The 15857-nt window shown below is 62.2% G+C and carries 13 protein-coding genes; 9 read left to right on the top strand and 4 right to left on the bottom strand.

The window, feature by feature from the left end:
• The first annotated feature begins 14 nt into the window (after window positions 1-14).
• Complete coding sequence (locus tag NKL06_RS09440; RefSeq protein WP_023692382.1) at window positions 15-722, top strand: HAD family hydrolase; 708 nt, start codon at window positions 15-17, stop codon at window positions 720-722.
• A gap of 30 nt (window positions 723-752) precedes the next feature.
• On the opposite strand, the gene NKL06_RS09435 is transcribed toward NKL06_RS09440, so the two are convergent.
• From NKL06_RS09435 to aceA, 3 genes are all read right to left on the bottom strand, one after another.
• Window positions 753-1214, bottom strand: a complete 462-nt coding sequence (locus NKL06_RS09435; protein ID WP_023669317.1) for a response regulator — start codon at window positions 1212-1214, stop codon at window positions 753-755.
• A gap of 276 nt (window positions 1215-1490) precedes the next feature.
• Entirely contained in the window at window positions 1491-1733 is a 243-nt protein-coding gene (locus NKL06_RS09430; RefSeq protein ID WP_023669318.1) for an SMc00767 family acetate metabolism repressor, read from the bottom strand.
• Between the two features lie 52 nt (window positions 1734-1785).
• A complete protein-coding gene (gene aceA, locus NKL06_RS09425; protein ID WP_023681876.1) occupies window positions 1786-3075 on the bottom strand; it encodes an isocitrate lyase in 1290 nt (429 codons plus the stop codon).
• 246 nt (window positions 3076-3321) lie between these two features.
• On the opposite strand from aceA, the gene NKL06_RS09420 reads away from it, so the two are divergent.
• The 7 genes from NKL06_RS09420 to NKL06_RS09390 all read left to right on the top strand — a co-directional run bounded on the left by NKL06_RS09420 (window position 3322) and on the right by NKL06_RS09390 (window position 11449).
• Window positions 3322-4749 (top strand): helix-turn-helix domain-containing protein, encoded by a 1428-nt coding sequence (locus tag NKL06_RS09420; RefSeq protein ID WP_023692381.1) that lies wholly within the window; start codon window positions 3322-3324, stop codon window positions 4747-4749.
• A 149-nt stretch (window positions 4750-4898) separates the two neighbouring features.
• Entirely contained in the window at window positions 4899-5798 is a 900-nt protein-coding gene (locus NKL06_RS09415) for a DUF2167 domain-containing protein (RefSeq protein ID WP_031196137.1), read from the top strand.
• Between the two features lie 161 nt (window positions 5799-5959).
• Window positions 5960-6913 (top strand): DMT family transporter, encoded by a 954-nt coding sequence (locus NKL06_RS09410; RefSeq protein WP_023692379.1) that lies wholly within the window; start codon window positions 5960-5962, stop codon window positions 6911-6913.
• 425 nt (window positions 6914-7338) lie between these two features.
• A complete protein-coding gene (locus tag NKL06_RS09405; RefSeq protein WP_023681872.1) occupies window positions 7339-8436 on the top strand; it encodes a polyamine ABC transporter substrate-binding protein in 1098 nt (365 codons plus the stop codon).
• Between the two features lie 83 nt (window positions 8437-8519).
• A complete protein-coding gene (locus NKL06_RS09400; protein WP_023692378.1) occupies window positions 8520-9659 on the top strand; it encodes an ABC transporter ATP-binding protein in 1140 nt (379 codons plus the stop codon).
• A 9-nt stretch (window positions 9660-9668) separates the two neighbouring features.
• Entirely contained in the window at window positions 9669-10634 is a 966-nt protein-coding gene (locus tag NKL06_RS09395) for an ABC transporter permease subunit (protein ID WP_023681870.1), read from the top strand.
• Window positions 10631-11449: an ABC transporter permease gene (locus tag NKL06_RS09390; RefSeq protein ID WP_023692377.1), complete on the top strand. Its 819-nt coding sequence runs from the start codon at window positions 10631-10633 to the stop codon at window positions 11447-11449. The genes NKL06_RS09395 and NKL06_RS09390 overlap by 4 nt, the downstream gene beginning before the upstream one ends.
• A gap of 42 nt (window positions 11450-11491) precedes the next feature.
• On the opposite strand, the gene NKL06_RS09385 is transcribed toward NKL06_RS09390, so the two are convergent.
• Window positions 11492-13345, bottom strand: a complete 1854-nt coding sequence (locus NKL06_RS09385; RefSeq protein ID WP_023692376.1) for an AsmA family protein — start codon at window positions 13343-13345, stop codon at window positions 11492-11494.
• Window positions 13346-13708: 363 nt separating this feature from the next.
• On the opposite strand from NKL06_RS09385, the gene NKL06_RS09380 reads away from it, so the two are divergent.
• Entirely contained in the window at window positions 13709-15679 is a 1971-nt protein-coding gene (locus NKL06_RS09380) for an acetoacetate--CoA ligase (protein ID WP_023692375.1), read from the top strand.
• Window positions 15680-15857: the final 178 nt, after the last annotated feature.

Here is a 15857-nt window from a genome sequence, read left to right as displayed (position 1 = left end):
GCAGAAGACACCGTATGCCAGGCAAATTGACCACCATCGGCTTCGACGCCGACGATACCCTATGGCAGAACGAACAGTTCTTCCGCCTGACCGAGAAGCATTTTGCAACCCTACTCGCCGACCATGGCGAGGCCGAGCACATTTCGGCACGGCTGCTGGAGGCCGAGAAGCGCAACCTTGCCGTCTACGGCTTCGGCATCAAGGGCTTTACCTTGTCGATGATCGAGACGGCAATAGAAGTGACCGAGGGCCGTGTGCCGGGGTCGACCATCGCCGAAATCCTCGCCGCCGGCCGCGACATGCTGGGACATCCGGTCGAGGCTTTGCCGCATGCGCGTGAGACCGTGGAAAGGCTCGCCGGCGCCTACCATCTGGTGCTGATCACCAAGAGCGATCTGTTCGACCAGGAGCGCAAGCTGGCGGCGTCCGGCCTTGGCGACCTGTTCGATGCCGTCGAGATCGTCAGCGACAAGAGCGCCGCCACCTATGCCAGGATCTTTGGCCGTCACGGCAGCCCGCAGACCAGCATGATGGTCGGCAATTCGCTCAAGTCGGACGTGGTGCCGGCCATCGAGGCCGGCAGCTGGGGTGTGTATGTGCCGCACGAGCTGACCTGGGTGCTCGAACACGTCGAGCCGCCGGTCGAGGCACCGCGTTTTCGTCAGCTTGTCGATCTTGGCGAACTGCCGGCTTTGATCGAGAGCATCGGCAAGGAACGCTGACCGCCCCGCACGTGTTCGGGCGGATTGCGATCAGCCGCGCCCGAGGCTGATCAGCCGGTCGACCACCGGCTGCAGCCTTTCGGTGGTGATCGGCTTGGTTACCACCACATCGACCACGCTCGACAGGCCCAGGCTGTCGGGCGTGCCGGTCTTGGTTGAAAGCAGGATCACCTTGGGGAGCGACCGCCCAGATGTCCGCCGCAAGGCGTCGATGGCCGCCATTAGCGCGCGGCAGTCCTCGTTGTCGGGGCCGCCATCGAGAACGACGGCGCCCGGAATGAGGGTTCGCAATGTCTTGGCCGCCATTTCGGGCGACTCGGAGATCGGCTTCAGTCCGGACTTCTCGACGATCTTCGACACCACCACCCGGTTGATCGGCGATTTTCCAACGACCAGCACGTGGGAGAAATCCGTTGATATCTCGGAGTTCGCGTCCCTGCTTGACGAATTCAGATGTTTGGCGGTGTCGGTCTCGCGGTTCACAGGGCACATGGGCGGGGCGGGCACTCGGCGCTGCTTCAATGCAGGGTTGAAATCCGAGAGCCAATTGGCGTGAGATCGCCCGCCATGTCAAGCTGAAATGACGGACCTGCGAAATATAGCCGGAAATATTAAACCTCGGAGACAAGGTCTGTTTTCGAACTGTAGTTAAGTTTACGCTCAAAAGCGAAAGTCACCCGCGCTGAAAACCCGCGGGTGACGTTGAAATCGGCCAGTGAGCGACGGGGCCCATAGGTTCCACAAGCACAAAGCTTCCGTAAGGGAAGATCAGCCGTGACTCTTCTGCGTGACGATCACCGGGATCAGCAGGTCGCCCCAATTGCCGTCGCCGCCATGATGCCGGGCCGAGCGCACCAGTTCCACCGAGACGCCGGCCTCCACTGCCTTCATCACCGATTGATTGAGCCGGTGCAGGTCGTTGGCCAGCATGCGGATGGTCGCCTGTTGGTCGACACTCATCGTGGTGGACTGCTCTTCTGCACGTTCCTTGACGCGGCTTATCGATGCCATTTTCTTCTCCCTTGCCCTTCGGGCGTTTCCTCTGTTGGTTATGTCGATCGGTTCATTCCGCTGCCGGCTTGAACTGGACGTGCTCGGTCGATTCATGCATGGCGGTGGTCGACGACTGGCCGCCGCTAATTGCCATCGACACGGCGTCGAAATAGCCGGTGCCGACCTCGCGCTGGTGCTTGGTCGCGGTGTAGCCGTGGACTTCGGCCGCGAACTCGGCTTCCTGCAACTCGGAATAGGCCGCCATCTGCCGCGCCTTGTAGCCGCGGGCCAGCTCGAACATGCCGAAATTGAGCTGGTGGAACCCGGCCAATGTGATGAACTGGAACTTGTAGCCCATGGCGCCGAGCTCGCGCTGGAACTTGGCGATCGTCGCGTCGTCGAGGTTCTTCTTCCAGTTGAACGACGGCGAGCAATTATAGGCGAGCAGCTTGCCCGGATGATGCCTGCGCACGCCTTCGGCGAATTTCTTGGCCTGCGCCAGATCGGGCTTGGATGTTTCGCACCAGATCAGGTCGGCATGCGGCGCATAGGCAATGGCGCGCGCGATGCACGGTTCGATGCCGTTCCTGACCTGGTAGAAGCCTTCAACCGTGCGGCCGGCATCGTAGTCGACGAAAGGCTGGTCGCGCTCGTCAATGTCGGAGGTCAGAAGCTTTGCCGCTTCCGCATCGGTGCGTGCCACGACTAGCGTCGGCGTGCCCATCACGTCGGCCGCCAGACGCGCCGCGTTGAGGTTGCGGATATGCGCGGCGGTCGGGATCAGCACTTTGCCGCCGAGATGGCCGCACTTCTTCTCAGAGGCCAGCTGGTCCTCATAGTGGACGCCGGCAGCGCCGGCCTCGATGAACGCCTTCATGATCTCGAAGGCGTTGAGCGGTCCGCCGAAGCCGGCCTCGGCATCGGCGACGATCGGCGCGAACCAGGTGTCGACCGACAGGCCGTTGCCTTCCGAGGTCTCGATCTGATCGGCGCGCTGCAGCGTGCGGTTGATGCGCTTGACCAGTTCGGGCGCCGCATTGGCGGGATAGAGCGACTGGTCCGGATACATGGCCGACGCGGTGTTGGCGTCGGCGGCGACCTGCCACCCCGAAAGATAGATTGCCTTCAGCCCGGCACGCACCTGCTGCATCGCCTGGTTGCCCGACATGGCGCCGAGTGCATTGACGAAGTCTTCCTCGTGGATGAGCTTCCACAGCCGGTTGGCGCCCATTTCGGCAAGACTCTGGCGTATCTGGACCGACCCGCGCAGCCGCTTCACATCGTCCGGCGAATAGGCTCGTTCGATGCCGTCGAAGCGGCCTTCGGGCGCGGATGGGACAAGATTGTAAAAATCAGTCATTGGTCACTCCAGATCAATCGATGTCAGTGTCTTGAAACGCCGCGCCCTGGGATGGTGTGCGTCGTCTGTGTGTGACTCATTTACATTGCGCCGCGACGAGAGCGAGGAAAACCGCCATTTCCGGTAAAAAATAAGAGAAAACCTGTGTTGTGTTTGACTGCTTGCCTGTAAATCTGTCATGATTGTAAAAAGATGGTGCGCCGTTCATCGCTCGCAAGTCGTGTAAATTCCTGTCAAGGAAAGCCGATGGCCGACCAGAAGATATTCGCCGGGCCGCGCATCCGCCGCATCCGCATCGCCAAAGGCCTGACCCAGACGGCGATGGCCGAGGGGCTCGGCATCTCGCCGTCCTATCTCAACCTGATCGAGCGCAACCAGCGGCCGCTGACGGTGCAGCTGATCCTGAAGCTGGCCTCTGTCTACAAGGTCGACCCGCATGAATTGCAGGGTGAGGCGAGAGGGTCGATCTCGGCCTTGAAGGAAGTGTTCGGCGACCCGCTGCTTGCCGGTGAGCTGCCGGGCGACCAGGAACTGATCGAACTGGCCGAGGCCGCCCCCAATGCATCGGCTGCGATGATAAAACTGTTTCGCGCTTACCGCGAGCAGGCCGAGCGGCTGTCCGATCTCAACGAGCTTCTGGCGCGCGAGGGCCGCGCCACGGCGCTGTCCGGTGCGCGGCTGCCGATCGACGAAGTGCACGAGATTTTCGAGCGCCGGCCGAACCATTTTGCAGCACTGGAGGAGGAGGCCGAGGCCTTCACCTCGATGCTCGACCCCGGCGACGATCTGTTCGGCGCGCTGAAGGCGTGGCTGAAGCGCGAGTATGGCATCGTCGTCAAGGTGCTGCCGGTCGCCACCATGCCGAACTGGCGCCGCCGTTATGACCGTCATTCGCAGCGTCTTTTTCTATCGGAGCGGCTGTCGCCGTTCGACCAGTTGCGCGAAGTCGCCATGGAGGCCTGCCTGATCCGCATGACGGTCGCTGTCGCCGGCGAAATTCAGACGCTGAAGCTCGGTACGGACGAAGCCCGTCGGCTCGCCCGCTTCGAGTTCGGCCGCTACGCCGCCAATGCCTTGATGATGCCCTATCAGGCATTTCATGCCGCCGCCGTGCGGGCTCGTTACGACATCGATGTGCTGCGCTCGCGTTTCGGCGTCTCCTTCGAACAGGCGGCGAACCGCCTGACCATGCTGCAGCGTCCTGGCTTGTCCGGAGTGCCGTTCTTCATGCTCGAGGTCGACAATGCCGGCAATCGCTTCCGCAAGGCCGGCGGCCAGGGCTTTCCGCAAAGCCGCTTTGGCGGCGGCTGCCCGAAACTGCCGGTCCATGCCGCTTTCGCTTCGCCTGGCCAGATCCTGGTCGAGGCGGTGGAAATGCCCGACGGCGCCGAGTTCCTCTGCATCGCCCGCACGCTCGAGGGGCCGCAGGGTTCGTTCTCCGAGCGTCCGCGCCGCACCGCGCTGCTGTTGGGCTGTGATATCGGCTTTCGCGACGAGACCGTCTATGGCGCCGGGCTGCCGGCAAAGGCCGGACAGGGCGCCGCCACGCCGGTCGGTCCCGCTTGCCGGCTGTGCGAACGCATCGGCTGCCTGGCCCGCGCCGAGCCGCCGGTGACCCGTCCGCTGGGCCTGGACGAGATGGTGACGGGCCTGAGCGCCTTCGATTTCCAGTGATGCTTCTCGGGCTGGAGGTCGCGGAAGACCGCAGCTGTTTGCGCTAAGCAATAGAGCGCGGCCCGAACCATCGCCGAACCAAATATTGATTAAGCATCGGCGCTGCGCTATCGAAGGTGAGCTGCAGGGCAGCCAAGGGGGGGCGGCTTATGAACAGGAAAGCTTTGTGGCTTGGCGTGGCGCTTGCCCTTTTGGCGGGGCCTGTTCTGGCAGAAAAATCCTCGGAATTCTTCAAGGACTATCAACAGTATAGTGACGACGGCAAGGCATTCCTGGACAAGATCGATCCAAAGACCGGCGCGGTCGACCTTCCCGAAGGCATCCATCTCGATCTCAAGGACAAGTTCTATTTTCTGGGCAAGAAGGACGCGACGTCCGTCCTGACCGAGGCCTGGGGCAATCCGCCTGATACCGCGTCCGAAGCAATCGGCATGATCTTCCCGGCCAAGTACGAGCCCATCGCCGGCAACGGTTGGGGCATCGAATTGCGCTATGAAAAGATCGGCCATGTCGATGACGCCGACGCGGCATCCATCGACTACACCGAACTGCTGAGCAGCATGCAGGCGGACACATTGTCGGCCAACGATCAGCGGGTAAAGGACGGCTTTCCCCCGATCAAGCTAATCGGCTGGGCCTCGCCGCCGGTCTATGATTTCGTCCACAAGCGGCTGCACTGGGCCAAGGAACTGCAGTTCGGAGACGATACCGTCCACACGCTCAATTACGACGTCCGTTTCCTCGGCCGGGAAGGCGTCTTCGTGATGAGCTACATCGCTACGGTTGAACAATTGCCGGAGATCAAGCAGAGCCTGGACGAAGTGCTGGGCGTGGCGGACTTCAGCACCGGCAAGAAATACACCGATTTTCTGCCCGGCACCGACACGGTCGCCGCGGTTGGCATTGGCGGCCTCATCGCCGGAAAACTCGCGGCAAAGGCCGGCCTGATTGCGGTCGCGGTCATCGCCCTGAAAAAGTTCGGCATTCTGCTGCTGGTACCGTTGGCCGGTCTTTGGCGCTTTATCCGCGGCAACAAGGGCACGTCCTAGAAACGGCGGTGTTTGCCCGTATGGCTGCCGGTTGGCGGTGCGCCAAAGGGAATGCCGGGCTGGATCACGTCCGGCGGTAGCCTATGCGCTAGGCGAATACGGCACGTTTCTGTCGTCCATTGTGCATCATGCCGCCCCGAGATAGCCGACAGTGGCACCCCATGACCGATACCGCATCTTCTCCAATCGCCGCACCGCCGATCGTCTCGCCTCGCGAAGAGCGGGTCGGCTTGCTGCTGGTGTTCCTGTCGGCGCTGATGTGGAGCTTTGGCGGCACCATCGCCCGCTTCATCGACACCGCTGACAGTTGGACCGTGGTGTTCTGGCGATCGCTGTGGGCGGCTGTGTTCCTGATTTGCTTCATGGCCTGGCGCGACGGCTGGCGCGGCATGTTGCGGCTGTTTCGCGACATGGGCCTGCCCGGCCTTGCCGTGGCCGTCTGTTTCGCCACGGCGTCGACGTGCTTCGTTGTCGCGCTCGCCTACACCACCGTTGCCAATATCCTGTTGATGCAGGCCGGTGTGCCGCTGCTGGCGGCATTGCTTGCCTGGGTGCTGTTTCGCGAACGCGTCGCCATCGCGACCTGGGTGGCGATCGCCGCCGTCATCGCCGGCGTCGCCATCATGGTGTCGGAATCGCTCGACGGCGCCGTATCGCCCATCGGCGACGGGCTGTCGCTGCTGATCGCCGTCATGTTCTCGATCGCCACTGTCATCACCCGGCGCTTCGCCCATGTGCGCATGACGCCGGCGACGTGCCTCGGCACGATGCTGGCAGCGGCTTTCGCCGCATCGCAAGCCACGCAGTTTGCCACGTCGACCCACGACATGGCTTTCCTGTTTGCCTTAGGCGTTATCAATCTCGGCCTGGGCCTTGCCTTCTTCGCCACCGGCGCGAGGCTGGTTCCGGCGGCGATCGCAGCACTCCTCGGCACGTTCGAGCCGATCCTCGGACCGATCTGGGTCTGGCTCGTTCATGGCGAGGTGCCCTCGGTGCGCACCATCATCGGCGGCGCGGTGGTGGTCGCCGCGCTGCTCGTCCATATCGCGCTTGAATTCAAGCGCCAGGCGAGGCCTGCACGGCCGGGGACCACTGGCCTGCCATCCCCTAATTGACCCGCCTTTCCCTTGGTTGAGCCCGTCTTCCCTAATAACGCCCGTCTTTCCCCAATTAGCGAAGCCGCACGCCCTATTGACCGAGCTTCCCCGCGCGGGCCATTGACAACCTTGCTGCGGCACGGGCAGGCTGGGGCACGGCAACAACAAGACAGGCTTATCTTGCCAAGTGTCCCCGCCGGTCGGACCAAGACCGGACCACAGCGTCGTATCCCTGCCAGCGCCGCGGCGAAAGCCTCTGACGGCGTCAGCGCGCCCGCCATGCGGGCACACAGAGCCATCATCTGCCGCTCGTCGAACCGCCCGGACGGCGCTGGCAGTTCATGCTTGTGGCTGCCCGGAAAGCTCAATACTCTGAAGCAAATGCCCAATCGCGCTCGAACAGCGACGACTTGGCGAAGGAACACTCATCAAAGGAGAACAGCATGATCCGCAAAGCGCTCTGGCTTTCGGCAACCTCGGCATTTCTGACGCTTTTCGCCGTTGGCGGCCATGCCGAGGATCGCGTCGTCAACGTCTTCAACTGGTCGGATTACATCGACAGTTCGATCATTGACGACTTCACCAAGGAGACCGGCATCAAGGTCGTCTACGACACCTTCGATTCCAATGAAATCCTCGAAACCAAGCTGCTTGCCGGCGGCAGCGGCTATGACGTCGTCGTGCCCAGCGGCAACTTCCTGGCCCGCCAGATCCAGGCCGGCGTGTTCCAGAAGCTCGACAAGTCGAAGCTGCCCAACATTTCCAACATGTGGGACACGGTTTCGGAGCGCACCGCCAAATACGATCCGGGCAACGAATATTCGATCAACTACATGTGGGGCACGGTCGGCATCGGCTACAACATCAAGAAGGTGAAGGCTGCACTCGGCACCGACAAGATCGACAGCTGGGATGTGTTCTTCAATCCCGACAGCCTGGCCAAGCTGAAGGACTGCGGCGTCTATGTGCTGGACTCGCCGGCCGACATCATCCCGGCGGCGCTCAAATATCTCGGCCTCGATCCGAACAGCACCTCACCTGACGACATCGCCAAGGCCGAGGAGACGTTGCTGAAGGTGCGGCCGTATATCCGCAAATTCCATTCGTCCGAATACATCAACGCGCTCGCCAACGGCGATATCTGTTTGGCGGTCGGCTGGTCGGGTGACGTCTTCCAGGCGCGCAACCGCGCGGTCGAGGCCAAGCAAGGCGTCGAGATCGGCTATTCCGTGCCCAAGGAAGGCGCCCAGATGTGGTTCGACCAGATGGCGATTCCCGCCGATGCGCCGCATGCCGCCGAGGCACTCGAATTTCTCAACTACATGATGAAGCCGGAAGTGATCGCCAAGTCGTCCAACTATGTGCTGTACGCCAACGGCAACAAGGCTTCGCAGCAGTTCGTCGACAAGGCACTGCTGGATGATCCGGCGGTCTATCCGGACGCCGAGACCTTGAAAAAGCTCTATACGGTCCAGCCCTACGATCCCAAGACCCAGCGCCTGATCACGCGCAGCTGGACCAAGATCGTCACCGGCCAGTAAGCAATGCGACATGGTCCCGGCAGCCACCTGCCGGGACCATTCTTCTCTGGGGCAAGAAGCAAAAAAATAGGACGGAGTGGGACATGAAATCGCTTGGCAGCATCCGCAGGGATTTCGCGCCATGGAACGACCCGAACGCCAAGCCATATATCCAATTCGAGAACGTCACCAAGAAGTTCGGTGACTTCACCGCCGTCAACAATCTGTCGCTGACCATTTTCGAGCGCGAGTTCTTCGCCCTGCTCGGCGCGTCGGGCTGCGGAAAGTCGACGTTGCTGCGGATGCTTGCCGGCTTCGAGGATCCCACCGCCGGCCGTATCCTTCTCGACGGCCAGGACTTGCGCGGCATCCCGCCCTACCGCCGCCCGGTCAACATGATGTTCCAGTCCTATGCGCTGTTCCCGCATATGAGCGTGGAAAAGAACATTGCCTTCGGCCTCAAGCAGGAAGGCATGCCGGGACCGGATATCGAAAAGCGCGTCGCCGAGATGCTGAAGCTGGTGAAGCTAGAGCAGTTCGCCAAGCGCAAGCCGCACCAATTGTCGGGCGGCCAGCGCCAGCGCGTCGCGCTCGCCCGCTCGGTTGCCAAGCGGCCAAAAGTCTTGCTGCTCGATGAGCCGCTCGGCGCGCTCGACAAGAAGCTGCGCGAGGAAACGCAGTTCGAGCTGATGGACCTGCAGCAAAATCTCGGCCTTACCTTCGTCGTCGTCACCCACGACCAGGAAGAGGCGATGACCATGGCCGACCGCATCGCCATCATCGACAAGGGCGAGGTGATGCAGGTGGCGACGCCGGCGGAAGTCTATGAGGCGCCGAGCTCACGCTTCGTTGCCCACTTCGTCGGCAATGTGAACATGTTCGAAGGCAAGGTCGCCGAGCGTGCGGCAAACACCACGCGCATTACCGGCGCGACAGGGGCCCAGATCGTCGTCGAAAACAGCACCGATACAAAGGCCGGTTCCGACATCGTCTTCGCCATCAGGCCGGAGAAGATCAAGGTGTCGTCGAAGAAACCGGCCGACGCAGTCAATGCGCTTGAGGGCGAGGTCTACGACGTTGCCTATCTCGGCGACATGACCGTCTACCACATCCGGCTGGATGACGGGCAGATGATCAGGGCAAGCGCGCTCAACGCGGCGCGAGTCACCGAGGACCCGCTGACCTGGAACGACCGCGCCTGGGTCTCCTTCCGGCCGGATGCCGGCGTCGTGCTGACGCGGTAGGGAGCGGCCATGTCCAACATCGCCATCACCGACGCCGGTCCATCGGCCGCGGCCAAACCATTGCCGACGCGGCTCGCCAGCGGCTTCGTCAGCCGGCTCGTCATCATCGTTCCCTATCTCTGGCTGCTGTTCTTCTTTTTCATTCCGTTCATTATCGTCTTCAAGATTTCGCTGTCGCAGTCGGCGATCGCCATGCCGCCCTACACGCCGGTGCTCGATTTCAGGGATGGCATTTCCGGATTCGTTGCCCGCTTCCGCGAACTCAGCTTCGACAATTATGTCTGGCTGACGCAGGACGCGCTTTACTTCAAAGCCTATGTCACCAGCGTCATCATCGCGGCGATCTCGACGATACTGACCTTGCTCGTCGGCTTCCCGATCGCTTACGGCATGGCGCGCGCGCCGGCGACGATCCGCCCGACCTTGCTGATGCTGGTGATCCTGCCGTTCTGGACGTCGTTCCTGATCCGCGTCTACGCCTGGATCGGCATCCTCAAGCCCGAGGGGCTGCTCAATCAACTGCTGCTGTCGCTGAACATCATCGATCAGCCGCTGATCATCCTCAACACCTACACGGCGATCTTCATAGGCATCGTCTATTCCTATCTGCCATTCATGGTGCTGCCGCTCTATTCGTCGCTGGAAAAAATGGATTACTCGCTGATCGAGGCGGCAAAGGATCTCGGCTGCCCGCCGACAGCCGCCTTCTGGAAGATCACCTTTCCGCTGTCGCTGCCCGGCGTCATCGCCGGCTGCCTGCTGGTGTTCATCCCGGCCGTTGGCGAGTTCGTCATTCCCGACCTGCTCGGCGGGTCGCAGACGCTGATGATCGGCAAGACCTTGTGGAATGAATTCTTCGCCAACCGTGACTGGCCGGTGTCGTCTGCCGTCGCCGTTATCCTGCTGCTGCTCCTGATCGTGCCGATCATGCTCTTCCAGCAGGCTCAGGCACGCGCCCAGGAGCAAGACAAATGAACGCCACCTGGAGCCGCTTCAACGTCACCTCGGTCGTGCTGGGCTTTGCCTTTCTCTATCTGCCGATCGTGCTGCTCATCGTCTTCTCCTTCAACGAGTCGAAGCTGGTTACCGTCTGGGGCGGCTTCTCGACCAAATGGTATGCCTCGCTGTTTCACAATCAGGGGCTGATGGACGCCACCTGGGTGACGGCGCGTGTGGGGGTCATCTCCGCCACGGTGGCAACGGTGCTCGGCACGCTGGCAGCGCTGACCTTGACCCGCTACACCCGCTTCAGGGGCCGCATCCTGTTTTCCGGCATGGTGTTTGCGCCGCTGGTCATGCCGGAAGTCATCACCGGCCTTTCGCTGTTGCTGCTGTTCGTTGCCGTCGGTCTCGACCGTGGCTTCCTGACCGTGACGCTTGCTCACATCACCTTGACCATGTGCTTCGTGGCTGTCGTCGTGCAGTCGCGCCTGGTGTCGTTCGATCGTTCGCTGGAAGAAGCTGCCTTGGACCTCGGCGCAACGCCGGTAAAGACCTTCTTTCAGATCACGCTGCCGGTGATCATGCCGGCCATCGTCTCCGGCTGGATGCTGGCCTTCACCTTGTCGCTTGACGATCTGGTGATAGCCTCCTTCACCTCCGGGCCTGGCGCCACCACGCTGCCGATGAAGATCTACAGCCAGGTGCGTCTCGGCGTGACGCCGGAAATCAACGCCGCCTGCACCATCCTGATCGCCGTCGTGGCGGTAGGCGTTATCATCGCTTCGGTCGCCAACAAGCGGCGTGAGGTGCAACGCCAGCTCGACGAACGGGCCGCGCAGCGCGGTTGATTGCGTCAAACGAGGGATAGGGCGGTCCCGGTAAGGGTCCGCCTATTCGCCTGAGACGCCGCGGCTGATCGGCGAGATGAACGGCGTGCTCCAGGTGCCGCCGACGAAGAATGACGACTGGTTGGATCCCTGCTGGCCATTGACCGGTGCCGCTGCCGGGTCGGCCTGGGTGACACCCCCCGAAAGCGCCAGCCCGCGTCCGCCGTAAGAGGCGATGCCGGACAGCCAGACCTTGTATTTCGCCGAATTGGCCTCGGCCTTGTCCAGCCTTGCCACACCCTTCGAGATGGTGGCCTTGAGCTCGGCGCCGTCCATCGGCAGTGTCCCGTCCGAGACGTCGTCGAGCGCGAAGAAGCCGCCCTGTTCCGTGTGCTTCAGAAATGCCGGCAAATTGAGCCCGCTCAGCGCGCCCGGCCCGAACGTCGCAGAGACCGAGCCGTCGGCGTTCTCGAAGATCGAGTCCCAGGATTTGCCCGGCCCTTTGAGAATGACCGAGACAGTGCCGGTGCTGGCCGGCACCAGCCGCGTCATTCCGGCCGCGGTGCCGAAAGCGGCGCCGTCAATGTCGGAGGCGAGCAGCCGGATCTCGACCTGCGAGCCCTCCGGTTTACGGTCGAAACGCAGGCTGCTTTGCACGTTGCCGCCAAAGGCCGACGCATCGGAGATATCAAAGACGGCAAGCCCGTTCTTCACCTGCGCCGTAGCGGCGACGTCGGCAAGCTGGATTGCGCCGGCCGAGGCATGCGCCGCTGACAGCCTCAGATCGAGATTGATCCGGTCGGCGAAGCTGGTGTCGATTTCGCCGGGACCGGTTTCACCGGTGGGCGCCAGCGGCGTGAAGGCCGAAAACAGCGACCTGAGGTCGAGCGTGTCGAAGGCGAGTGTGCCTGATATCACCGGCAAGGCGTCGCCGAACGAGAAATCCAGCGCCCCCATTCCCGGGTTGCTGTCGAGCGTCACCGCGGTGTTTTCGAATTTGACGCGGCCGGCGGTCGCCGTGATCTTGCTCGAAATCGAGACCGAACCGATCGCCGTACCAGGAGCAATGCCGGCCTGCGACCATTCCAGCACGCGCCGCAGCGAGGGTGCGGCGAATTTCGCCTGGCCATCGAAATAGGCGTTTTGCGACATGCTGGCCGTGCCATCGAACGAGAAGCTGGCCGGCGCTGCCTTGAACGAAAACGTGACCGGTGCGGCGCCGCCGGCAAACAGCACCAGCGGCTTGGGCGAGGCGGCATCGACGGTGACGCTCTCTCCGCGCCAGATTCCGGTCGCCGACAAGGTCGCGTTGCTGTTCATCGCTGCCCAGCTCGCCTGGCCGGACAGGCTGGTCAGCAATTCGACGTCCTTGCCGCCGATGGAGGCGACCATGCGGCCGTCCCTGAATTCCACTGTGCCGAACGGATCGGCGGGCAGCTTGCTCAGGTCCGGCTTCGTCGGATCGGCGTTGACTAGGCCGCGCGCCGTGTCGATGGAGCGGGTGATGCGTCCGCCCGTTGGTATGGCGGGCAGGAATATGCCGTTTGCGGCGCGCTGGACCCGGATTGTCGGCCGCACCAGCCGCGCCGTCGAAAACACCACATCGCCCTGCAGCGCCGCCATCGCCGAAAGGTCGACCTCGACCCGTTCGGCCTCGATCACCGGCGGCGCGTCGGTCTCGGTCCACTGGGACAGCGTGACGTCGCTCAATATGGCGCGGAACTTCGGCCACACCTCGATGCGCGGCGAACCGGCGATGGTGACCCTGAAACCGCTCCACGCGCTCATCTCCCAGGCGATGCGATCGCGCACGATCCGGGTCGAGGCAAACAGCGGCAGAGCGGCGACGACCAGCGCGATGACGAGCACGGCAACGCCGATCGCCCATATTCCGCGCCGGATCAAAGGTGATGGCATATTGCCCCGGTTGCTTTCATTCCGATAAACGCCTGACGGGTGTAACCGCCAGTCGTCACCACGCCTTCCAGCCGTCACTACGACTCAGGGCTGAGGCATTTCAAGTCTTTATGGCCCGGCGATGGCAATTGCGCACATATGGCCGAGTTTAGCGGAACAAAATCTTGCTCTGCCGCACGGTGGTAGGCATAAGCGATGCAGCTTCAGCCTGTTACGAGGCGCGGCGTTTTTGGGACAGCGGCGCCTGTAAAGCTGAGGCTAGTGCATGTCGCCCGGAAGAGTGCAGCGGTTCCGGGACAACGACGTGCATCAAACAAAAGCATATCTATCTTGCGACGCGACGGGCTTCAAGGAGGATCGATCATGGCTGCCGAAGCACCGCTCTGGACTCCGACGCAAGACCAGATCGACGCAACACCACTGACCGCGTTCATGAAGGCAGCAGCGGCCAAAAGCGGCACATCCTTCGCCTCCTACGCCGAACTGCACCGCTGGTCGGTCGAGGATCGCGAGGGCTTCTGGAGCCTGCTGTGGGACTTTTGCGGCATTGTCGGCGACAAAGGGACCGATGCGGGCGAGCCCGTGCTCGTCGATGGCGACAAGATGCCCGGCGCATCGTTCTTTCCCAAAGCGACGCTGAACTTCGCCGAAAACCTGCTGAAGAAGACCGGTTCCGGTGACGCGATCGTCTTTCGCGGCGAGGACAAGATCGAGCGGCGGCTGTCGTGGAGCGAACTGCACCAGCTGACCTCGCGCTTTCAGCAGCTTTTCCTGTCGCTCAAGGTGAAAAAGGGCGACCGCATCGCGGCGATGATGCCCAACATGCCGGAAACCGTCGCCGCCATGCTGGCGGCCGCCTCCATCGGCGCGGTCTGGTCGTCCTGTTCCCCCGATTTCGGCGAGCAGGGCGTGCTCGACCGTTTCGGCCAGATCGAGCCGGTCATATTCATTGCGCCGGACGGCTATTGGTACAATGGCAAGGCAATCGAGGTAGCCGACAAGATCGCTACCGTTGCGGCGAAGCTCGAAACCGTCCGCAAGGTCCTGATCGTCGACTATCTCGGTACCTCGCGCGATATCGCAGCGATCATCGACAAGGCCGTGGCGCTCGAAGAGGCGCTGTTACCCTTTACCGCCAAAGCGGTCACGTTCGAGCGGCTGCCGTTCGCGCATCCGCTCTACATCCTGTTCTCGTCAGGCACGACCGGCATTCCCAAATGCATCGTCCATTCGGCCGGCGGCACGCTGGTCCAGCATGTCAAGGAACACCGGCTGCATGCCGGACTCATCGAAGGCGACCGCTTCTTCTACTTCACCACCTGCGGCTGGATGATGTGGAACTGGCTGGTGTCGGGCCTGGCCTCGGGCGCCACGCTGCTGCTCTATGACGGCTCGCCCTTCCACCCCGACGGCAATGTGCTGTTCAGCTTCGCAGATGCCGAGAAGATGACCTTTTTCGGCACCTCGGCCAAATTCATCGATTCCGTGCGCAAGGCCGGGCTCAAGCCGATCCGCAGCCATGATCTGTCGAGTGTGCGGGCTATTTCCTCCACCGGCTCACCGTTGTCGCCGGAGGATTTCCGCTTCGTCTATGACGGCATCAAGAAGGACGTACATCTCGCCTCGGTTTCCGGCGGCACCGACATCGTCTCCTGTTTCGTGCTCGGCGTACCGACGCAACCGGTCTGGACCGGCGAGATCCAGGGTCCCGGCCTCGGCCTTGCCGTCGATGTATGGGACGATGACGGCAAGCCGATCCGCGAGCAAAAGGGTGAGCTGGTCTGCACAAAAGCGTTCCCGTCGATGCCGATCGGCTTCTGGAACGATCCTGAGGGCAAGAAATACCAGGCCGCCTATTTCGAGCGCTTCGACAATGTCTGGTGCCACGGCGACTTCGCCGAATGGACCGCGCATGGCGGCATGATCATCCACGGCCGTTCCGACGCGACGCTCAATCCGGGCGGTGTGCGCATCGGCACGGCGGAGATCTACAATCAGGTCGAACAGATGCCGGAGATCCTTGAGGCGCTGTGCATCGGTCAGGATTTCGACAATGACGTCCGCGTCGTGCTGTTCGTGCGGCTGGCCGCCGGCGTGACGCTGGACGAGGATCTGGAAAAGCGCATTCGTTCCAAGATCCGCAGCGGCGCCAGCCCGCGCCACGTGCCGGCAAGGATCGTCGCCGTCAGCGACATTCCGCGCACCAAATCGGGCAAGATCACCGAGCTTGCAGTGCGCGACGTGGTGCATGGCCGCGCCATCAAGAACAAGGAAGCGTTGGCCAATCCAGAGGCGCTGGAGCTGTTCAGGAACCTGCCGCAGCTGGCTGAGTGACGCGGCCGGGATGGTTAACCAGATATGTCGGTCGAATTTACCTAGATTTCATGAGTGGTACACATTCGTAAATTTTTTGGACGGCCGGTAAGGAGTTGTTAAGGCCCGGCGTCGATAGTCGCACGTAACTTGAGGGAGAAATCCCGTTCCTCGTCCCCTGAGGATCAGATTCGCTCAA

It is taken from the genome of Mesorhizobium sp. C268A, from assembly GCF_040324475.1.
In the GTDB taxonomy this organism is placed as follows: Bacteria; Pseudomonadota; Alphaproteobacteria; order Rhizobiales; family Rhizobiaceae; genus Mesorhizobium.
This window is presented reverse-complemented; position numbering and strand designations above follow the sequence as displayed.

Coding starts and splice junctions, on each gene's coding strand:
- NKL06_RS09440 (WP_023692382.1), top strand. CDS start 15: ATGCCAGGCAAATTGACCACCATCGGCTTCGACGCCGACGATACCCTA.
- NKL06_RS09435 (WP_023669317.1), bottom strand. CDS start 1,214: ATGTGCCCTGTGAACCGCGAGACCGACACCGCCAAACATCTGAATTCG.
- NKL06_RS09430 (WP_023669318.1), bottom strand. CDS start 1,733: ATGGCATCGATAAGCCGCGTCAAGGAACGTGCAGAAGAGCAGTCCACC.
- aceA (WP_023681876.1), bottom strand. CDS start 3,075: ATGACTGATTTTTACAATCTTGTCCCATCCGCGCCCGAAGGCCGCTTC.
- NKL06_RS09420 (WP_023692381.1), top strand. CDS start 3,322: ATGGCCGACCAGAAGATATTCGCCGGGCCGCGCATCCGCCGCATCCGC.
- NKL06_RS09415 (WP_031196137.1), top strand. CDS start 4,899: ATGAACAGGAAAGCTTTGTGGCTTGGCGTGGCGCTTGCCCTTTTGGCG.
- NKL06_RS09410 (WP_023692379.1), top strand. CDS start 5,960: ATGACCGATACCGCATCTTCTCCAATCGCCGCACCGCCGATCGTCTCG.
- NKL06_RS09405 (WP_023681872.1), top strand. CDS start 7,339: ATGATCCGCAAAGCGCTCTGGCTTTCGGCAACCTCGGCATTTCTGACG.
- NKL06_RS09400 (WP_023692378.1), top strand. CDS start 8,520: ATGAAATCGCTTGGCAGCATCCGCAGGGATTTCGCGCCATGGAACGAC.
- NKL06_RS09395 (WP_023681870.1), top strand. CDS start 9,669: ATGTCCAACATCGCCATCACCGACGCCGGTCCATCGGCCGCGGCCAAA.
- NKL06_RS09390 (WP_023692377.1), top strand. CDS start 10,631: ATGAACGCCACCTGGAGCCGCTTCAACGTCACCTCGGTCGTGCTGGGC.
- NKL06_RS09385 (WP_023692376.1), bottom strand. CDS start 13,345: ATGCCATCACCTTTGATCCGGCGCGGAATATGGGCGATCGGCGTTGCC.
- NKL06_RS09380 (WP_023692375.1), top strand. CDS start 13,709: ATGGCTGCCGAAGCACCGCTCTGGACTCCGACGCAAGACCAGATCGAC.